13 protein-coding genes are annotated in these 16,714 nt (G+C 63.0%); 2 read left to right on the top strand and 11 right to left on the bottom strand.

The genetic code is table 11. The features are described from left to right. From groL to AC56PL_RS26680, 8 genes are all read right to left on the bottom strand, one after another. Positions 1-1,650, bottom strand: coding sequence for a chaperonin GroEL (groL, locus tag AC56PL_RS26715; protein WP_495517087.1), 1,650 nt, complete (start codon positions 1,648-1,650; stop codon positions 1-3). Positions 1,651-1,704: 54 nt separating this feature from the next. Then, positions 1,705-2,730, bottom strand: a complete 1,026-nt coding sequence (locus AC56PL_RS26710) for an alcohol dehydrogenase catalytic domain-containing protein (protein WP_495517088.1) — start codon at positions 2,728-2,730, stop codon at positions 1,705-1,707. Continuing rightward, positions 2,727-3,602, bottom strand: coding sequence for an iron-sulfur cluster assembly protein (locus tag AC56PL_RS26705; protein WP_497155718.1), 876 nt, complete (start codon positions 3,600-3,602; stop codon positions 2,727-2,729). Before AC56PL_RS26705 ends, AC56PL_RS26710 begins: the two co-directional genes overlap by 4 nt. Further along, positions 3,599-4,669: an amidohydrolase family protein gene (locus AC56PL_RS26700; protein ID WP_497155717.1), complete on the bottom strand. Its 1,071-nt coding sequence runs from the start codon at positions 4,667-4,669 to the stop codon at positions 3,599-3,601. Before AC56PL_RS26700 ends, AC56PL_RS26705 begins: the two co-directional genes overlap by 4 nt. A gap of 30 nt (positions 4,670-4,699) precedes the next feature. Beyond that, positions 4,700-5,047 (bottom strand): propane 2-monooxygenase effector subunit MimD, encoded by a 348-nt coding sequence (gene mimD / locus AC56PL_RS26695; protein WP_495517091.1) that lies wholly within the window; start codon positions 5,045-5,047, stop codon positions 4,700-4,702. Further along, on the bottom strand, positions 5,044-6,180 hold the full coding sequence (locus tag AC56PL_RS26690) for an aromatic/alkene monooxygenase hydroxylase subunit beta (RefSeq protein WP_495517092.1): 1,137 nt from the start codon (positions 6,178-6,180) through the stop codon (positions 5,044-5,046). The genes mimD and AC56PL_RS26690 overlap by 4 nt, the downstream gene beginning before the upstream one ends. A gap of 58 nt (positions 6,181-6,238) precedes the next feature. After that, complete coding sequence (locus AC56PL_RS26685; RefSeq protein ID WP_495517093.1) at positions 6,239-7,306, bottom strand: 2Fe-2S iron-sulfur cluster-binding protein; 1,068 nt, start codon at positions 7,304-7,306, stop codon at positions 6,239-6,241. 133 nt (positions 7,307-7,439) lie between these two features. Beyond that, complete coding sequence (locus AC56PL_RS26680) at positions 7,440-9,101, bottom strand: ferritin family protein (protein WP_495517094.1); 1,662 nt, start codon at positions 9,099-9,101, stop codon at positions 7,440-7,442. Positions 9,102-9,285: 184 nt separating this feature from the next. Between AC56PL_RS26680 and AC56PL_RS26675 the strand changes: the two genes are divergently transcribed. After that, positions 9,286-11,079 carry a sigma-54-dependent Fis family transcriptional regulator gene (locus tag AC56PL_RS26675; protein ID WP_497155716.1) on the top strand — a complete coding sequence of 598 codons (1,794 nt, stop codon included), beginning with the start codon at positions 9,286-9,288 and terminating at the stop codon, positions 11,077-11,079. Between the two features lie 87 nt (positions 11,080-11,166). Here AC56PL_RS26675 and htpG read toward each other — a convergent pair whose 3' ends face one another. Continuing rightward, positions 11,167-13,125: a molecular chaperone HtpG gene (gene htpG, locus AC56PL_RS26670; RefSeq protein ID WP_497155715.1), complete on the bottom strand. Its 1,959-nt coding sequence runs from the start codon at positions 13,123-13,125 to the stop codon at positions 11,167-11,169. A gap of 110 nt (positions 13,126-13,235) precedes the next feature. On the opposite strand from htpG, the gene AC56PL_RS26665 reads away from it, so the two are divergent. Further along, positions 13,236-13,910, top strand: a complete 675-nt coding sequence (locus tag AC56PL_RS26665; protein ID WP_497155714.1) for a DUF4166 domain-containing protein — start codon at positions 13,236-13,238, stop codon at positions 13,908-13,910. A 59-nt stretch (positions 13,911-13,969) separates the two neighbouring features. Here the strand turns inward: AC56PL_RS26665 and AC56PL_RS26660 are convergent, their stop codons facing one another. Both AC56PL_RS26660 and AC56PL_RS26655 read right to left on the bottom strand, forming a co-directional pair. Next, positions 13,970-15,316, bottom strand: a complete 1,347-nt coding sequence (locus AC56PL_RS26660; RefSeq protein ID WP_497155713.1) for an NtaA/DmoA family FMN-dependent monooxygenase — start codon at positions 15,314-15,316, stop codon at positions 13,970-13,972. Beyond that, entirely contained in the window at positions 15,313-16,548 is a 1,236-nt protein-coding gene (locus AC56PL_RS26655) for an LLM class flavin-dependent oxidoreductase (RefSeq protein ID WP_497155712.1), read from the bottom strand. Before AC56PL_RS26655 ends, AC56PL_RS26660 begins: the two co-directional genes overlap by 4 nt. Between the last annotated feature and the right edge of the window lie 166 nt (positions 16,549-16,714).

Raw genomic sequence — 16,714 nt, 5'->3', positions numbered from 1 at the left:
TCAGTAGATGTTCGACGGTCGGACCATGCCTTCGGCGAGGTCACCGAATCCGGGAGCGATGATGGCGCCGGGATTCTGGATCACCTCCTCGACGACCAGGGTCTCGGTGGTAAGGAGCAGCGCCGCGATCGAGGCGGCACTCTGCAACGCCGAGCGGGTCACCTTCAGCGGGTCGATGATCCCGGCGGTGAACATGTCGCCGTAGGTGTCGGTGACCGCGTTGAACCCGTGCCCTTCCGGAAGGTCGGCGACCCGTTGCACGGCCTCGTCACCGTCGTAACCGGCGTTGATCGAGATCCAGCGCAGCGGTTCTTCCACTGCGCGACGGACGATCTCACGGCCCTCGGCGGCGTCGCCGGTGAGTTCGAGGAGATCGAGCGTCGCCTGTGCCTGGATCAGCGCGGTGCCGCCGCCTGCGACGATGCCTTCCTCCATTGCGGCCCGGGTTGCCGACAGGGAGTCCTCGACGCGGTGCTGCTTCTCTTTGAGTTCGACGCCGGTGGCTGCGCCGACGTGGATCATCGCCACCCGGCCGGACAGCCTGGCGATGCGCAGTTGCAGGTTGTCCTGGTCGTGCTCGTTCTCGGTTCGCGCCAGCTCTTGTTCGAGTTGATGGATACGGGCCCGGACCTCCGCCACGTCACCACCGCCGTCGACCATGGTTGTCGACAACTCGGTGACGGTGACCTTCTTTGCCCGGCCGAGGTGTTCGAGACGTACGTCGGCGAGGGAGAGGCCGGAGTCGGCGCTGACGACCCGGCCACCCAAAATTGCTGCGAAGTCCTCCAATTCGGCAACGCGCCGATGACCGAAGCCGGGAGCCCGCACCACCACCGAACGGAACGTGTCATGCATGTTGTTGGTGATGAGCATCGACAGCGCGGGGCCGTCCATGTTCTCGCAGAGGATCAACAGCGGCCGCTTGCTGCGCTGCACCTGCTCGAGCACCGGCATCAGGGTCTGCACCGTGGTGATCTTCTGATTGGTGAGCAACACGTAGGCGTCGTCGAGCTGTGACTCCATCCGGTCTTTGTCGGTGACGAAGTAGGGGGAGATGTAACCGTGGTCGAACTCGACACCGTCCACAAACGACAGCCCCAGTCCGAACTGCGGCCATTCCTCGACGCTGACCACACCGCCCACACCCACGTGGGTCATGGCCGTGGCGATCACGTCGCCGATGTCGGGGTCGTTGTTGGCCGAGAGCATCGCCACATGCCGGAGCTGTTCTTCGCCGGTCACCTCACGGGAACGTTGTTGCAGCAGAGCGACAACCGCGTCCACCGCCTTTTCGATACCGCGCTTGAGTTGCATCGGGTTTGCGCCGTTGTCGACGGCCCGGAGACCTTCGCGCACCATCGCCTGGGCGAGAACCGTAGCGGTGGTGGTGCCGTCGCCTGCCACCCCGTTGGTCTTGGTGGCAACCTCTTTCACCAGCTGTGCTCCCATGTTGGCGTACGGGTCGCGGAGCTGGATCTCCTTGGCGATGGTGACACCGTCATTGGTGATGGTCGGTGGGCCGGTGAGTTTTTCGAGTACCGCGTTGCGGCCCTTGGGTCCGAGGGTCACCTTGACCGCATCGGCAAGCGCATTGACCCCCATCTCCAACCGAGCCCGAGCGTCCGAACCGAAGCGCAGATCCTTTGCCATTGTGCACGCACCTTCATGTGTAGACGAATTGAAAAGCTATGTGGTTTAGGAGATCTAAGGAATGAGGATGGCCCGCCCCCGGACGTTCCCGGCGTCGAGATCGGACAGCGCGGTGGCGAAGTCGGCCAGCGGATAGGTGCTGGTGTGCAGCGACACCTTGCCCTGCGCCGCAAGGACCATCAATTCGACCAGGTCGTTGTAGGAGCCGACCAGGTTTCCGATGAAATTGATCTCGGTGGAGATGATGTCGATCGTCGGAATCGACAGGGTGCCGCCGTATCCGATCACGTAGTAGTTGCCTGCCCGGCGCAACATCCCGACACCGTCTTCGATGGCGCCACCTTCACCGACAAAATCGATGACGGCCTCGGCGCCGTTCCCGTCTGTCAGGTCGAGAACCTGCTGCACCTGGGTGCCGTCCGCAACGACCGTGTGATGGGCACCCAGTTCGGCGGCCAGCGCCAGCGCCGGCTCGGACCGGTCCACCACGATCATCCGGGCCGCTGACAGTGCCGCGAGCACCTGGACCCCGATATGGCCGAGACCACCCGCGCCGATCACCACCGCGGTGTCGCCGGGACGAAGGAACCGGGCCGCCTTGGCCACCGCGTGGTAGGCGGTGAGGCCGGCGTCGGCCAGGGCCGCGACATCAGCGGGCTGTAATGACGGATCGAGTTTGACCACGGCACGGGCATTGGTCTTGAGGTATTCGGCGTACCCGCCGTCGCTGTCGATACCCGGGAAAGCCGAAGCGCTGCAATGTACATCGTCGCCGGCACGGCAGGCCCGGCACAAACCACACGTTGCCAGCGGATGCAGGATCACCGGATCGCCGGGCTTGACCGAGGTGACCGCACTACCGACTTCCTGTACCCAGCCGGCGTTCTCGTGTCCGATCGTGTACGGCAATGTGACACCGGACTTCTGTTCCCATTGCCCTTCGATGATGTGCAGATCGGTGCGACAGACACCGGCACCACCGATCTTCACCACCACATCGAGGGCGCCGCCGGCATGGGGGTCGGGGACGTCCACCAGCTCGGGTTTGGTGTCATAGGCCGACAGTTGCACCGCTTTCATGACTCGCTCCTCATCGTTGGCATCCCCAGGTCGGTGCCCGCCGATTCACCTACGCTGCTGCCGGTTCCGGGGGTGATGTCGTCGCCGTAACGGGTTGTCAACAGGCCGCGGCAGAAGATGCCGTTGCCTTCGATGCTCACCCGCACGGACTTGGCGAAACGCAGCCGCTTGGGAAGGACGTCCGCGCCTATCGGCAGGCCATCGTGCTCGACCATGACCAGCTCGGACCGCCCCGATCCCAAACCGACATCGCCCCGACGACGTAGGAGGGAATCGAGCTCGTGACCGGCCGGAAGATCGCCGATGGTCAGGGCCGAGAACTGCTCGACATCAACACCATCGGCGGCCAACCGACGTGACATCCGTTCCAGTGCCGCCAGATAGGCCTTGCGCTGAAAGGTCTGACGGAGCTCTTCGAGTTCATCGATCGCCAGCCCGGGAAAGGATCCGGTGAACCCGGCCCGCGCTGCGACACCGTCGTTGATCTCCTCGGCCGCGAAGTGATCCTCCAGGCGCACCACGGTGCGGTCCACCTCCGGTAGGGCTGCCACCGCGTCGTACGCGTCGGCGACCATGAGATAGGCGAAATTGGGCGCACAGAAGTACGTCGGGAGGCGTAACCGGATTGCAACCCCGATGCCGGAACCCGCGGTGTCCAGATCGACCGACGTCACGAACTGCAGGTCGGTGATGGGCTCGTCCAACTCGGGATCGCGCACAGTCCCCAGTGCATCCCAGACCCGCCGCGCCGTCGCCGCCGTGACCGTACCGATTGAAGTGGGCCAGCTGATGACCGTCCGGGCCGGACCACTTGTGGCCGTCCGGGCCGGACTATTTGTGGCCGTCCGGGCCGGACTATTTGTGACAGTCATACCGTGACCGACGCCGATGATGACGAGGTCGGCTTGGCCGGGCTGCTGCCGACCGGCTCCTCGGCGGGTGCGGACTCGTCGGGCTGGATCCGGGCCTGCTCGGGGACGTCGAAACCGTAGAGTTTGGCCGCGTTGAGGCCTAGGATCTTCTTGCGGATCTGAGTGTTGAGCGTGCCGTACTCGGACTGCATGTCCTCGGGGATCTGAAAGTCGACGAACTTCTCGATGAGCCACGCCGGCTTCCAGATGGCGTAATCGCTGGCGAACGTCAGCCGGTCTTCACCAACCCAGTACAGCAACTCGCCGATGATCTGCGCGAAGTACCGTGGCCGGGTGTGGATGAACGGCATCGCAACGGCAAGGCCGCCATACACATTGGGCTCCTGCGTGGCGATCCAGCAGAAGTCCTCCAGGCGGGGCAGCCCGACATGTTCGACGATGAAGTTGAGCTCCGGGAATGCCGTTGCCACATCGTCGACGTCGGCCACGTCGAAGGCGTCCCGGTTGAGGGGATAGATCGTGGGTCCCTTGTGGATGTGAATGTTCTTGATACCCAGTTCCTGACACTTCTCCAGGTAGCGGTACGACCAGTCGTCGGTGAGCTTGTACCCCTTGGAGTTGCCCTTCCACTCGGCGGTGTAGAGCTTGACGCCCTGCAGGTTCCACCGGGCGGCCAGCTTCTCCAGGTCCTCGAGTCCGGCCTCCCCGTTGCGCGGGTCCCAGGCGCCGTTGGTCATCAACTTGTCCGGATGTTTCTCTGCCAGTGCACCGTTGCGTTCGGTGGTGTTGAAACCGTCGATGTAGAAGTCGGAGAGGTAGGTGGGCTGGAAGATGCCCTTGTCGACATACCCGACCTCGAACAGGTCGTGCATCAGGTCGTCCTCGGTGTAGTTACCGAACTTCTCCAGTGTCCACTTCTCTGATTCCGGGGACAGATTCGCGTGATAGTCATAGAAGCAACCGGTGAAACCCTTGCCGTACCGGTTCTTCTGGTTGCGTGGTCCACCGTTCCAGAAGTGGATGTGGCTGTCCACGATGTAGTAGCTCTCGCCATCCTTGTTGTACATCGATTGCTCCAATACTGGTGATGGGTAGGGTTACTCGACGACCTTGAGGTCGAAATCGATGAACTCGGCGGCATCCTCGGGGTTGGCGAACAGCATCGTCCGGTCGTCGAAGTGGACCATCCGCCCGTAGTGGGTGGACATGATCTCCTCGAAGTCGGACTGATCGAACTCGGAGCCGAGCGCATTGGTGATCTCGTCGAAGTCGAAGGTGAGGACTTTCTGCCCGTCGACGCGGATCATCGACGGGAACTCTTCGATCTCGACACCCTCTTTGCGGCCCATGATCTCGGCGACCACGTAGCCGTTCTGGTTGTTCATCAGGGTGACACCGCACATGTTGGACGATCCGATGTCGGCGCCAAAGGTCATCTCGCTCATGCTGACAGCTCCTTCGATACAGGAATGTTGAGATCTTCGAGAACGGTCCGTAGCCCGGTCTTGGCGGCGGCGAACGAATCGGCGAACGGCACATGTCGTTCGGCCGGCTGCGACCAGATCGGCTGCAACTCGCGGGCGGCGGCCAGACTCAGCGGAATCCACTTGTCCGCCCAGGTCGCCAGCAGTTCACGATTGGCCTCACCGTCTTCGGCGTCGGTCACCAGCATGCGCAACATGGCCCTGGTGTAGCCGAGGTCGCGGTTGTAGTCGTGTTCACCGGATCCGACAAGGGAGGGAGTGACGTAGTCCCCGTTGCGGGCTGCGATCTGCATCACCAGCAGTGACCGGAACAGGACACCGACGAGCTGTTCGAAGATGATGTTCGTGGCGAACACCGCTTCGGCCCAATCACCCTCGGCAGTCAGCAGTTCCACATTCTCGCGCACGCCCTGCCACACCGGGTCGGACTGCCAGACATCGCGGTGCACCGCGCCGTCGAAGCCCTCGATCGTGTCTGTCAGGTCGAGGTTGTAGAGCGCGAGATCCTGCGCGAACCGCATCTTGTGGGCGGCGTTGACGCAGATGGCGTTGTTGAGCATGTTGGTCGGTGCCGACCGTTGTGCTGCGGTGAACACATGCAGTCCCAAGCCGTTCTCGGCGTGCATCCAGGCACCTAGGTTACGTTCGATGAACGTTGCCCAGCTCGGAGTCCATGAGTCGTAGGCGCCGACCAGTTTTGCGTTGGCCAGGTTCTGCTGGATCTGCCGCACCACGTTCGCGTTGTTGCGGTAGATGGTCTGTTCCCACTCCTCGTTGGGATCGCGGAACTGGTGCCAGTCAGTTGATTTCAGCGCAGTCCAGTCCTTCGGGTAGCCGCCGGGTCCATTGGCGAATCCGTAGATCCAGCCCTGGCTGAGGTGGCGTTCCGGATCGGGCTGGACATCGAAGGTGACGTCCTCGTAGGTGGTGGCCCGCATCTTCGCGGGCTTGAAGTAGTTGTAGCTCCGGCTCTTCGAACTCGGGAAGTCGAGAGCTCCGGCCTCGGCATCGGTGAAGTGGGGCTTCGGGAAGCTGCGAACCGGTTTCCCGTTCTCGCCGCCGGTATCGGGTTTGGGGGCTGCTGGGGCGCTCATCTTTGAACTCACTTTCGGTTGCGGTCGGTCGGGGCGCATCTCGGTCGGGGACGAAGAGTCAACTGTCTTGCGGGATGGTGGTGGTGAACTTGTCGAAATGGACCTGGTCGATCCGCACTCCGGCACCGTCGAGCAATGCCATCGCGGCGTCGACCATCGGTGGTGGACCGCAGAGATAGAAGTCCGCGGATTCCATTCCGGACTCGCGTCGCTCGACCACCTCGGTGACGAAACCGAAATCGCCTGCCACGCCCATGCTTTCCCAATCTGCCGTGGTCTCCTCGGACAGACATGGAACAAAGGTGAAGTCGGGCAACTGGTTGCCGATCTCCTTGATCTCGTGCAGATAGAACAGATCCTTGGCGGTCCTGGCCCCGTAGTAGAAGTGCACCGGCCGGACCGGCGCACCGCCGGCGCTCTCCAGCTCGGAGAGATGGCGGAGCAGGGACAGGATGGGGGACATGCCTGCACCGCCTGCGATGCAGATGATGGGCCGTACAGAGGACTCCTTGATGGTGAAAGACCCGTACGGGCCGTTGAGTTCGAGTTCGTCGCCGACGGCCAGCGACGTCTCGAGCAGGCCGGAGAATCGGCCACCGGGATACTTTTTGATGATGAACTCCAGTCGCCCCGCCATGGTGGGGGTGGTGGCCATGGAGAACGAGCGGTGCTCGTCGGCACCGGGAATCATCAGATCGGCGTACTGCCCCGGCTTGAACACAAACGTCTCGGGTTCGAGCAGTTCCAGCTTGACCGACACGATGTCGTGGGTCAGGTCGTCGAGACCGACGATCCTGGTCCTGAGGTGTTGCAGGGGTACGGCATTGCGCAGTTCGTCCTCGTCGAAGTTGATGAGTTCGATCTCGCAGTCCGAATACGCGTGTGTCTTGCAGAGCAGTACGTAGCCTTCTTCGCTCTCGTAGTCTGCCAGCGCGAACGTCGAGTACCGGTCCATCTGGATGTCGCCGTCGAGGAGAAAGGACTTGCAGGCCGAGCATTGCCCTTCGCGACAGCCGTGCATCAGCGAAACACCCTGGCGGAAAGCGGCATCGAGGATCGTTTCGTCCTCGTCGACTTCGATGTCGAGGTCGACGGGTTCGAACCGAACATTGTGGGTGTCACCCATGGGTCGAGGTCCTTGCACTGAGATGGATGGAGGCAGTGAATGGATTGAGCCCAGGGGCAGCGTGGCGCGTGCAACCACACTGCCCCCGAGTTCTGAGCAGACGCCTGGCCGGGTGGTGGGGCCCGGCGAGGGGTCAGACGCCTGCCGCTTGTTTCGCCGGCCGACCGGCGGGGCCACCGGCCTTGTATTCGGCGATGTGTGCCTCCCGTTCCGCATCGGACATCTCGTTCAGCGCGACATTCGGGCTGCCGAACTCGATGCCCCGGATGTCGTCGAGGGTCCACAGCTTCTTCGGATCATCGAGGTGCAGATGTGGCTGCGGGATAAGGGTTTTGCCATCATCGCGGACGTATCCGAGGTCCTTGACGATGTCGGCGAGATCGCGGCCGTGATGCAGGGTCTCCCACTCACGGTCACCGGTGAGGCGGCCCATGTTCGGCGTCGGCCTGCCCTCGTATTCGGGACGGAACGCCTTGATGTCGGTCCAGGCGCACGTTTCCGAACAGTAGGTCCGCCATTGACCGTCGACCTTCTCGGTGACCATGTCCTCACGGATGAGGGCGGGCACCATGCAGGTCCAGCAGCGATGCGGATATTGGTAGTTGGCATCGGACTCGAAGGCGATGGGCTTGTTCTTTCCCGGATACGCCATCCGGTTGTAGGCCTCCCACCACTTTCCGTATTTGTCGTACCAACCCGGGTACTTGTATTCGAACCACTCGAAGTCCTCGTCGGTCATCGCGTCGATGCGCCAGTAGTTCACCGGCCAGCCGGTGGCGAAGAACTGGGCGACCTCGTGGACGTAACCCTTGTTGACGATGCGGTTCCAGGACTCCTCGACCAGATCGTGCGGGATCTTCAGCCCGTACTTCTCCAACGGGATGAGGTAGGAGCGGTAGTAGTCGTCGTAGATCCACCGCCGCCACATCTCGGCGTAGGAGTCGCGGTCCTTACGACGGTCTTTGGTGCCGTACTCGATGAACGTGCCGATCGCCGCGTCCACCACACAGTGGTTGTTCCACCAGGCGTAGCGGAGATCGCGTTCGAGGAGCTGGCGGTTGTCCTCGTCGGCCAGGGCCATCAACAGGATGGAGTAGCCGTTGGAGATGTGCCGTGACTCGTCGGACTGGACGGAGTGGAACACCGTGGGCAACAGATAGTCACCGTTGGCGGCCGCTTCCGACGGCATCGCGACGAACAGGGTGTTGGTGAATGCGGTCTCGGCGACCACTGTCAGATAGATGTTGGCCGCGGTGATCGCGTCACCGGTGATGAAGCCCTCGCCGAACTGCCTGCCGATGGTGCCTGCGTAGTTGTTGGCGAACGCCTTTTCGCTCATGTCGAAGCCGGCGGGATCGATGTAATGGTTCATGTAGAGGCGCTTGAGGTTCATCTGGATCGTCGAGTGCCGGACCTCGTCGATCATCTGTACGGCCAGCCCGTTGTGGATTTCCGGGTTGGGGACCGCGTCGATGGCCATCGGCATGGCCCGGGCGGCGGAGATCTCCGGGAACGGGATGATCGAGAGGAACAGCTTCTGCCATTCCATCCACCGCTGCTCGACCTGCCGGAACATGTTGCCGCGAATGGCGCCATCCATCGCGCCGAAGACGCGATTGTCTTTCTCCTCTTCCATCGGGAAGTACGAACGGAGGATCTGCTTGAGCGGATCCTTCTTGGGTGCCTTGTCGAAGGTGTAGTCGGTGCCGAATCTGGTGGCCGGCGTGGCAAAGGTCGGCTCCCAGGACAGTTCTGTGATCTTCTTGTGTGCCTTGCTCAGACTCTGTCTGCTCAACGCAGTCCTCCTCGTTCAAGCACGCGGGCGGTCGATGGCGAGAGCCGCAAAGCTCCCTGTGACCGATGACACACTCGTTACGATGGGTAGGACGTCTCAATGTGAGACGCGTCTCATTCCGAGACGCTCTTACGATGGCGCCAGACCGGAATTTGACACCCGGTCATGGAGGTGACCTGCGAGGATGTCGAGTTTCGCCGATCGTGGCTGGTCAGCAGGGGAACGGCAGCTGGCCCGCGAGGAATTTCTGACCACAGATGGACGGGCCGCTCATCCCGTCCGTCCTGCGGTGTTGGATTCGTGGCGACGGTCGCAAGCGCTCCACATCCACGTCGACCGGGTGGAGTTGCCGTTCGTTCGAGAACCCGACCTCGACACCCCGCTGATGAACGCCGCGGGCCCGGTGTTGAAGTCGATCACCGATGACATGGCGAGCCAGCCGGTCAGCGTGATCCTGACGTCGGCGGAGGGGCTCATCCTGGAGCGGTTCTCGTCGGATGCGGGCATCAACCGCACCCTCGACGAGGTGAAGCTGGCGCGCGGGTACAGCTACGCCGAGCAGTTCGTCGGGACCAACGGCATCGGGACCACCATCGAGACCCGGCAGCCGACGTACATCCTCGGCAGCGAACATTACGTCGGAGAGCTCGGGACATTGGCGTGTGCGGGCGTGCCGATTCGGCATCCGAATTCCGGTGCGCTCCTCGGAGTGCTCGACATGACCTGTCGCGCCGAGCACGCCAATCCGTTGCTGTTGTCGCTCGCGAAGTCGGCGAGCAGGCAGATCGAGAACCAGTTGCTGAGCCAGGCCAACGAACGCGAGACCGCGCTGCTGACCACCTACCTCACGACTGCCCGCCGCTACAGCCGCGGAGTCCTCGCCGTCGCCGGTGAGATGGTCCTGATGAATGCCTATCTGCGGCGGACCCTGGACGCACGCGACCAGACGGCTTTGCTCGAACACGCGCTCGACGTGCAGGCCGTCGCCGCGACGCGAACCCTGGTGGCGCAGCTGCCGAGTGGACGGAACGCGCGGGTCTCGGTGGCCGATCGCGACGAAATACGTTCCGGTGCAGTGAATATCGTGTTCCACGTGACGGTGGACGACTTCCCCGACGCCTGGGTTGCCCCGTCCCCGTCGCCGACCTGGATCGAGGGAGAACCCCTGCCCGCCGGACTCGTCGGGAACAGCGCTTCACTGCGGCGCAGCTACAACCAGGTGCGACGCTGTTACGCCGACCGGCACTGGGTGCTCGTCGAGGGCGAACCCGGTACCGGGCGGGCCACCCTGGTGACCGCGGCCGCGCACAAACTGGCCCCGGCCACCCATCTGCTCACGCTCGGGATCCGTGATGCCGCCGATCACGAGAGGTACCTGGACCTGCTGTCCGCGGAGCTCGAATCGAGTGATGCCTTCAACGTTCTGCTTGCCGACATCGACCGGCTACCAACGTTGTTGGTGGATCCGGTTGCTCTTCTGCTGCAGTCGGTGGAGGGGACGGGGTGGGTTGCGGCGACCACCAGCGGAAACACCGAACGCAGCGAAGTCGAGGCAACGTTGCTGCCGTTCTTCTCACACACGGTGACTTTGCAGGCGCTGCGGCATCGCAGCGAAGATCTTCATGCCCTGGTGCCTTATCTGATCGAGCAGATCCATCCCGGGTCGACCGCCCGGCTCGCGCCGGCTGCGGTCCGCGCGCTGAGCAAGCATCCGTGGCCCGGAAATGTTGCCCAACTACGCCGCATCCTCACCGAAACACTGGCCGTGCGACGGGGTGGGGTCATCGACGTCGAACATCTCCCGGCGGAATGTCGCACCACGATCCGGCGAACACTGTCCCAGATCGAATCGCTGGAACGTGACGCGATCGTGCGAAGTCTGCTGGACAACAACGGTAACAAGGCCGCAGCCGCAGCCGCACTTGGTCTTTCCCGCGCCACCATCTATCGGAAGATCAAAGAGTTCGGGATCCACTGAACGGGCTCCCCGACCCCGATGATGTGCCCTTGTGGCGGTGCCCGCCTGGGCTTTTGTTCGCCAAAAGGCCACATCATCGGGGGTTGGTCAGCTGGCGGAGACCGTCCGGGTCAACAGATCAGCCAGCGTCTTACTGAAGGCGGCGGGCTGCTTGGGAGTGCCACCTTCGGCCAACAGTGCCGCGCCGTACAGCAATTCGGCCGACTGGCGCAGTGCGTCGTCGTCGCCGCGCTCGGCGAACGCCTTCTGCAGACCGACCGTCAGCGGATGGTCCGGGTTGAGTTCCAGGATCCGCTTGCTGTCGGGCATCGGGATCCCCGAGTCCCGGTACATCCGTTCCAGGGCCGGTGAAAGGCTCTGTGCCTCACCGACAATGCAGGCGGCCGAATCGGTCAGGCGACTCGACAACCGCACCGCGCTGACATCGTCGACGAGCACACCGGTCATCCAGGTGAGGAGTTCGCCGAACTCCTCGTCCTTCTTGTTGTCCTCTTCTTTGTCGGCCTCGCCGCTCAGGTCGACCTCGCCCTTGGCCACCGACTGCAGCGGCTTGCCCTCGAAATCGGTGATCGATCCGATCCACATCTCGTCGATCGGATCGGTGAGCAGCAGCACCTCGATGCCCTTGGCCTTGAACGCCTCGAGGTGGGGGGAGCGTTCGAGCTGTTCGCGCGACTCGCCGGTGGCGTAGAAGATCTGGCTCTGCGTGTCTTTCATCCGCTCGACGTATTCGGCCAGCGTTGTTGCCGTGTCGGTGGAGTGCGTCGAGCTGAGCGAGATGATCGACAGCAGGGCGGCCTGGTTGTCGATGTCGGAGAGCAGACCTTCTTTGAGGACCCGGCCGTACTGCGACCACAGGGTGTCGTACTTCTCGCGGTCGTTGGTCCGCATGTCCTTGATGGTGCTCAGGACCTTCTTGGTGAGCCGTCGACGGATGGCCTTGATCTGGCGGTCCTGCTGCAGGATCTCCCGCGAAACGTTGAGCGAGAGGTCGGCGGCGTCAACGAGACCCTTGACGAAGCGAAGGTACTCGGGCATGAGTTCTTCGCAGTCGTCCATGATGAACACCCGCTTGACGTACAGCTGCACGCCGGCTTTGTGTTCCCGCATGAACAGATCGAATGGTGCCGTCGACGGGATGAACAGCAGGGCCTGGTACTCGAAGGTGCCCTCGGCCTTCATCTGGATGGTTTCGAGCGGATCGTCCCAGGCGTGGCTGACGTGCCGGTAGAACTCGGCGTACTCCTCGTCGGTGACCTCCGAGCGCGGACGCGTCCAGAGTGCCTTCTGGGAGTTCAGGGTCTCGGTCACCGTCGTCTCGGTGGGGGCGTCGTCCTCGGCTTCGCCCTCGTCGGACTCGGCGTCGGCAGCCTTCGGCGGTACCGGGGTGGTGACGTCCATCCGGATGGGCCACGAGATGAAGTCGGAGTACTTCTTCACCAGTTCCCGGATCTTCGGCACCGACGTGTAATCGTGCAGATCGTCTTCGGCGTCGACGGGCTTGAGGTGCAACGTCACCGAGGTGCCCTGCGGGGCGTCGATGACCTCTTCGATCGTGTACTTACCCGCGCCTGCGGACTCCCAGCGGGTGGCCTGGGACTGGCCTGCCTTGCGGGTGAGCAGGGTGACCTTGTCGGCCACCATGAAGGTCGAGTAGAAGCCGATGCCGAACTGGCCGATCAACTCTTCCGACGCGGCCGAGTCCTTGGCCTCTTTCAGCTTCTTGCGGACCTCGGCGGTACCCGACTTCGCCAGCGTGCCGATCAGGTCGACGACCTCATCGCGCGTCATGCCGATGCCGTTGTCGGCGATCGTGAAGGTGCGGGCCTCGGGATCGACGGAGATCTGGATGTGCAGATCGGAGGTGTCGGCGTCGAGATCCTTGTCCTGGTACGACTCCATCCGCAGTTTGTCGAGGGCGTCCGATGCGTTGGACACCAACTCTCGAAGGAAAGAATCCTTGTTCGAGTAGATCGAGTGGATCATCAGATCCAGCAGCTGCCGCGTCTCGGCGGCGAACTCCATCTCTTCGACCTGAGTGCTCACGTGATGCTCCTCTGTGTTGTGCAGTAATACGTGCTCCGACCCAACATTTTAGGCAGGCCGTTCGTAGTACATTCAGTCCTCATGCCGCATTGTCGGAACGGGGGGTTGCAGTGAGCTCGGTCATCCAGAATGTTTTGGGTCAAGAGTTCGAAAGTCTGCATCCAAACTTACAGTGGCGCTACGGGATTGATTCGAAATCCCTTTTGGCGCAGTCGGCAACCGGAATTATGGAGTCGATTTACAGTTCGCCTCTTGTGTCAACCGCGCTGCGGCACTTCGGCAAACGCAATGCCATGCCGACAAAATCCAGCCGCCTGGTTCCCTTCACGATGCAAAATTATTGTTATGAAGACGAACTCGGCCGGGAGTCGCTGGCGGTGATGCGATCCCTGAACTACACCAGTGGTGCCCAGGGGCTGAACTCGCTCCTGGTGGACGGTCGCGAGGGTCTGGTCGACTACTTCGGCGATGGACCGGAACTGCTCTGGCCGCTGGATGCCAGGGTCGACAGGGAGGGCTCGCTGGTGTTCGAGAGCGGACCCATGCGGCTGCTCACCTCCGGTCCCAAAGTCGGCATGCGTGGGTTCATGGCAGCCCGGATGCAATACGCCGAGGGCTGGGACGACCGACACAACCGCTTCCGGGTCGACGCGACCGTGCGCAATCCGGTGATCGGTGAGCTGATCCACTATCGCGGCTGGTTCACCGCCCACGATGTCCCGTGCCGATTGCGGGACATCCCGGACGAGGCCTGGCCGCACCGCCTCATCGAGCGGGAGAGCTGACCCGATGATGTGCCCTTATAGCGAGTAAAAGCCCAGGTCGACACCGCCAAAAGGCCACATCATCGGGGTTTGGCGGGTGTCGGTAGGCCGAGGTGATCGCGCAGCGTGTCGCCCTCGTATTCGGTCCGGTAGACCCCACGCTCCTGCAGCAGTGGAACCACGGTGTCGGCGAACTCGTCGAGACCACCCGGGGTGATGTGCGGGACCAGGATGAATCCATCGCTGGCATCGGACTGCACGAAGTTGTTGATCTCGGCGGCGACTGTTGCCGGTGAACCGATGAAGGCCTGGCGCCCGGTGACCTCGATGATCAGTTCACGGGTGGTCAGGTTCTCGGCCTCGGCCCTGGCACGCCACTCGGCGGCGACAGCCAGCGGGTCCCGATGCATGCGCACACTGGCGCGGCCCTTCGCGACCGTGTTCTCCCCTGGTGCCGGATCAACGGCAGGTAGTGGGCCATCGGGATCGTGGTCGGACAGGTCGCGGTTCCACAGCTGTTCGAGGAACTTGATCGCGGTCTGCCCGCTGACCTGCTGAAGGCGGATCTCATGAGCCCGCTCGGCGGCCTCGGCGTCGGTGTCACCGAGCACAAAGGTCGCGGCAGGCAGGATCAGTAGCTCCTCTGGCAGGCGGTCGTACGTGGCCAGACGCGCCTTGACGTCCTTGTAGAACAACTGTCCGTCGTCGAGGGTCGAATGGCGCGAGAAGATCGCGTCGGCCTTCGCGGCGGCGAAGTCACGACCGTCCTCGGAGTCGCCTGCCTGGAAGATGACCGGACGTCCCTGTGGGCCGCGTGGCACGTTGAACTGGCCCGAGATGTCGAACTGGTCATCGGTGTGATGGAAAGTGCCGGCGTCGGGACGTCGCAGGAACGTACCCAACTCGCGATCGGCAACCACATCATCGTCGTTCCAGGAGTCCCACAGCTCGGTGGCAACCTCCAGGAACTGTTGTGCGCGTTGGTATCTCTGCTCCTGTGGAAGGTAGCCGCCGCGACGGAAGTTCTGTCCGGTGAACTCGTCCCAGGAGGTCACCACATTCCACGCCGCGCGTCCGGCAGTGAGGTGATCGAGACTCGCGAACTGCCGGGCGACCTCATAGGGCTCGTTGAACGTGGAATTGATGGTCCCGGTGAGCCCGAGTTTGTCGGTCACCGCAGCCAGCGCTGCGAGCACCGTGAACGTGTCCGGTCGCCCGACGACGTCGAGGTCGTAGATCAGCCCGTTCTGCTCACGCAGACGAAGGCCCTCGGCGAGGAAGAGGAAGTCGAACTTGGCGCGCTCCGCGGTCTGCGCGAAGTGGGTGAACGAGCTGAACTCGATGTGGCTGCCTGCAGCCGGATCGCTCCATACGGTGGTGTTGTTGACCCCGGGGAAGTGCGCCGCGAGGTGTACCTGCTTGGTCATCGGTTGATCAGATCCCCTGAGAAGTGATGGTTGGCTGTTGCGTAACGGTTTGCCGGCAGATCCAGGCCCAGGTTCCCGCGCAGTGTGGACGACGTGTAGCTCTCGCGGAACCGGCCGCGGCGTTGCAGTTCCGGAACCACGGCGTCGCTGATCGCCTGCAGATCGTGGGGGATCGCGCCGGGACGCAGCCGGAATCCGGTGATCCCGGCCGCAGCCAATTCCTCGATCAGATCTGCCAAACCGGACGCGGTACCGGCGAAGATCAGTGCATCGCTCTGATACTCCGCACCGGCGAGCTCATCGAGACGGGCGCGGCGATCGGCCGCCTCCTGCGCGGAATCATCAAGGAAGACAACCAGATCGGCGAAGACGTGAACGGTCTCCGCCGCGCGTCCGGCGGCTTCCTGGGCTGATCTGATCGCGGCGATCGTCTCGGTGGCCTGTGCCCCGGTGTGCGGGGTCACGAAGCCGACATCGGCCGACTGGCCGATCAGCTCGTACGGGATCTGCTGATGACCCAGCGCCGCGATCACGGGTTGGCCCTGAGGGGGTCGCGGGGTGATGGCGGGTCCGCGGACACTGAAGAAGCGGCCCTCGAAGTCGATGTAGTGGAGTTTGTCGCGGTCGACGAAACGGCCGGTTGCAGCGTCTCGGATCTCGGCGTCGTCCTCCCATGAATCCCACAGTCGCCGTAGCACTTCGGCGTAATCGCCAGCCTCTTCGAAGAGATCTGCGATCAGGGCCTGAGTCGACGGATCAGACAGATCTGCGTACGAGACCTCGGGAAAGACGCGGCGGCCGAACAGCTTTGCCTCGTGTTGCCGGGCAGAGACCTGCAGTCGGACCCCGGCCCGGCCGGTGCTCACGTAGTCGAGTGTGGCGATCGCCTTGGCCAGATGGAAAGGTTCGGTGTGCGTCACGACGGCGGTGGGGATGATGCCGATATTCGACGTCAACGGCGCGGTCCGCGCGGCGATCAACACCGAGTCCAGGCGGCCACTGACCTGGTCGGTCCGGGCGTCGAGCCCGCCGAGTGTGGCAGGCCGAAGTCCGAAGGAATCCTCGATGGTGACGAAGTCGATCAGGCCGCGTTCGGCGTCGGCGATCAGGTCGGCCCAGTACTTGGCCGACAGGAGGTCGGCCGGTCTGGCATCGGGTTCGCGCCAGGCGGCCGGGTGCCAACCGGCCCCTTCCAGCGCGACTGCAAGATGCAGGCTCGCAGTTGTCGACATCGAAGACTCCTTCATCGTGATCGGTGGCCGTCAGAGTTGGTACACCTGCGCCAACGACAAGGGTGCCGAAGGTGATACCCGATCTGCGCTCATCGGATCAGCGTGGTTCTAACCATCGCCCGCCGCGCGATTTCGCGGCTGAATGGTTGCACCACCGTCGAGGGAG

The organism is Williamsia sp. Y721, from assembly GCF_059683565.1.
This window is presented reverse-complemented; position numbering and strand designations above follow the sequence as displayed.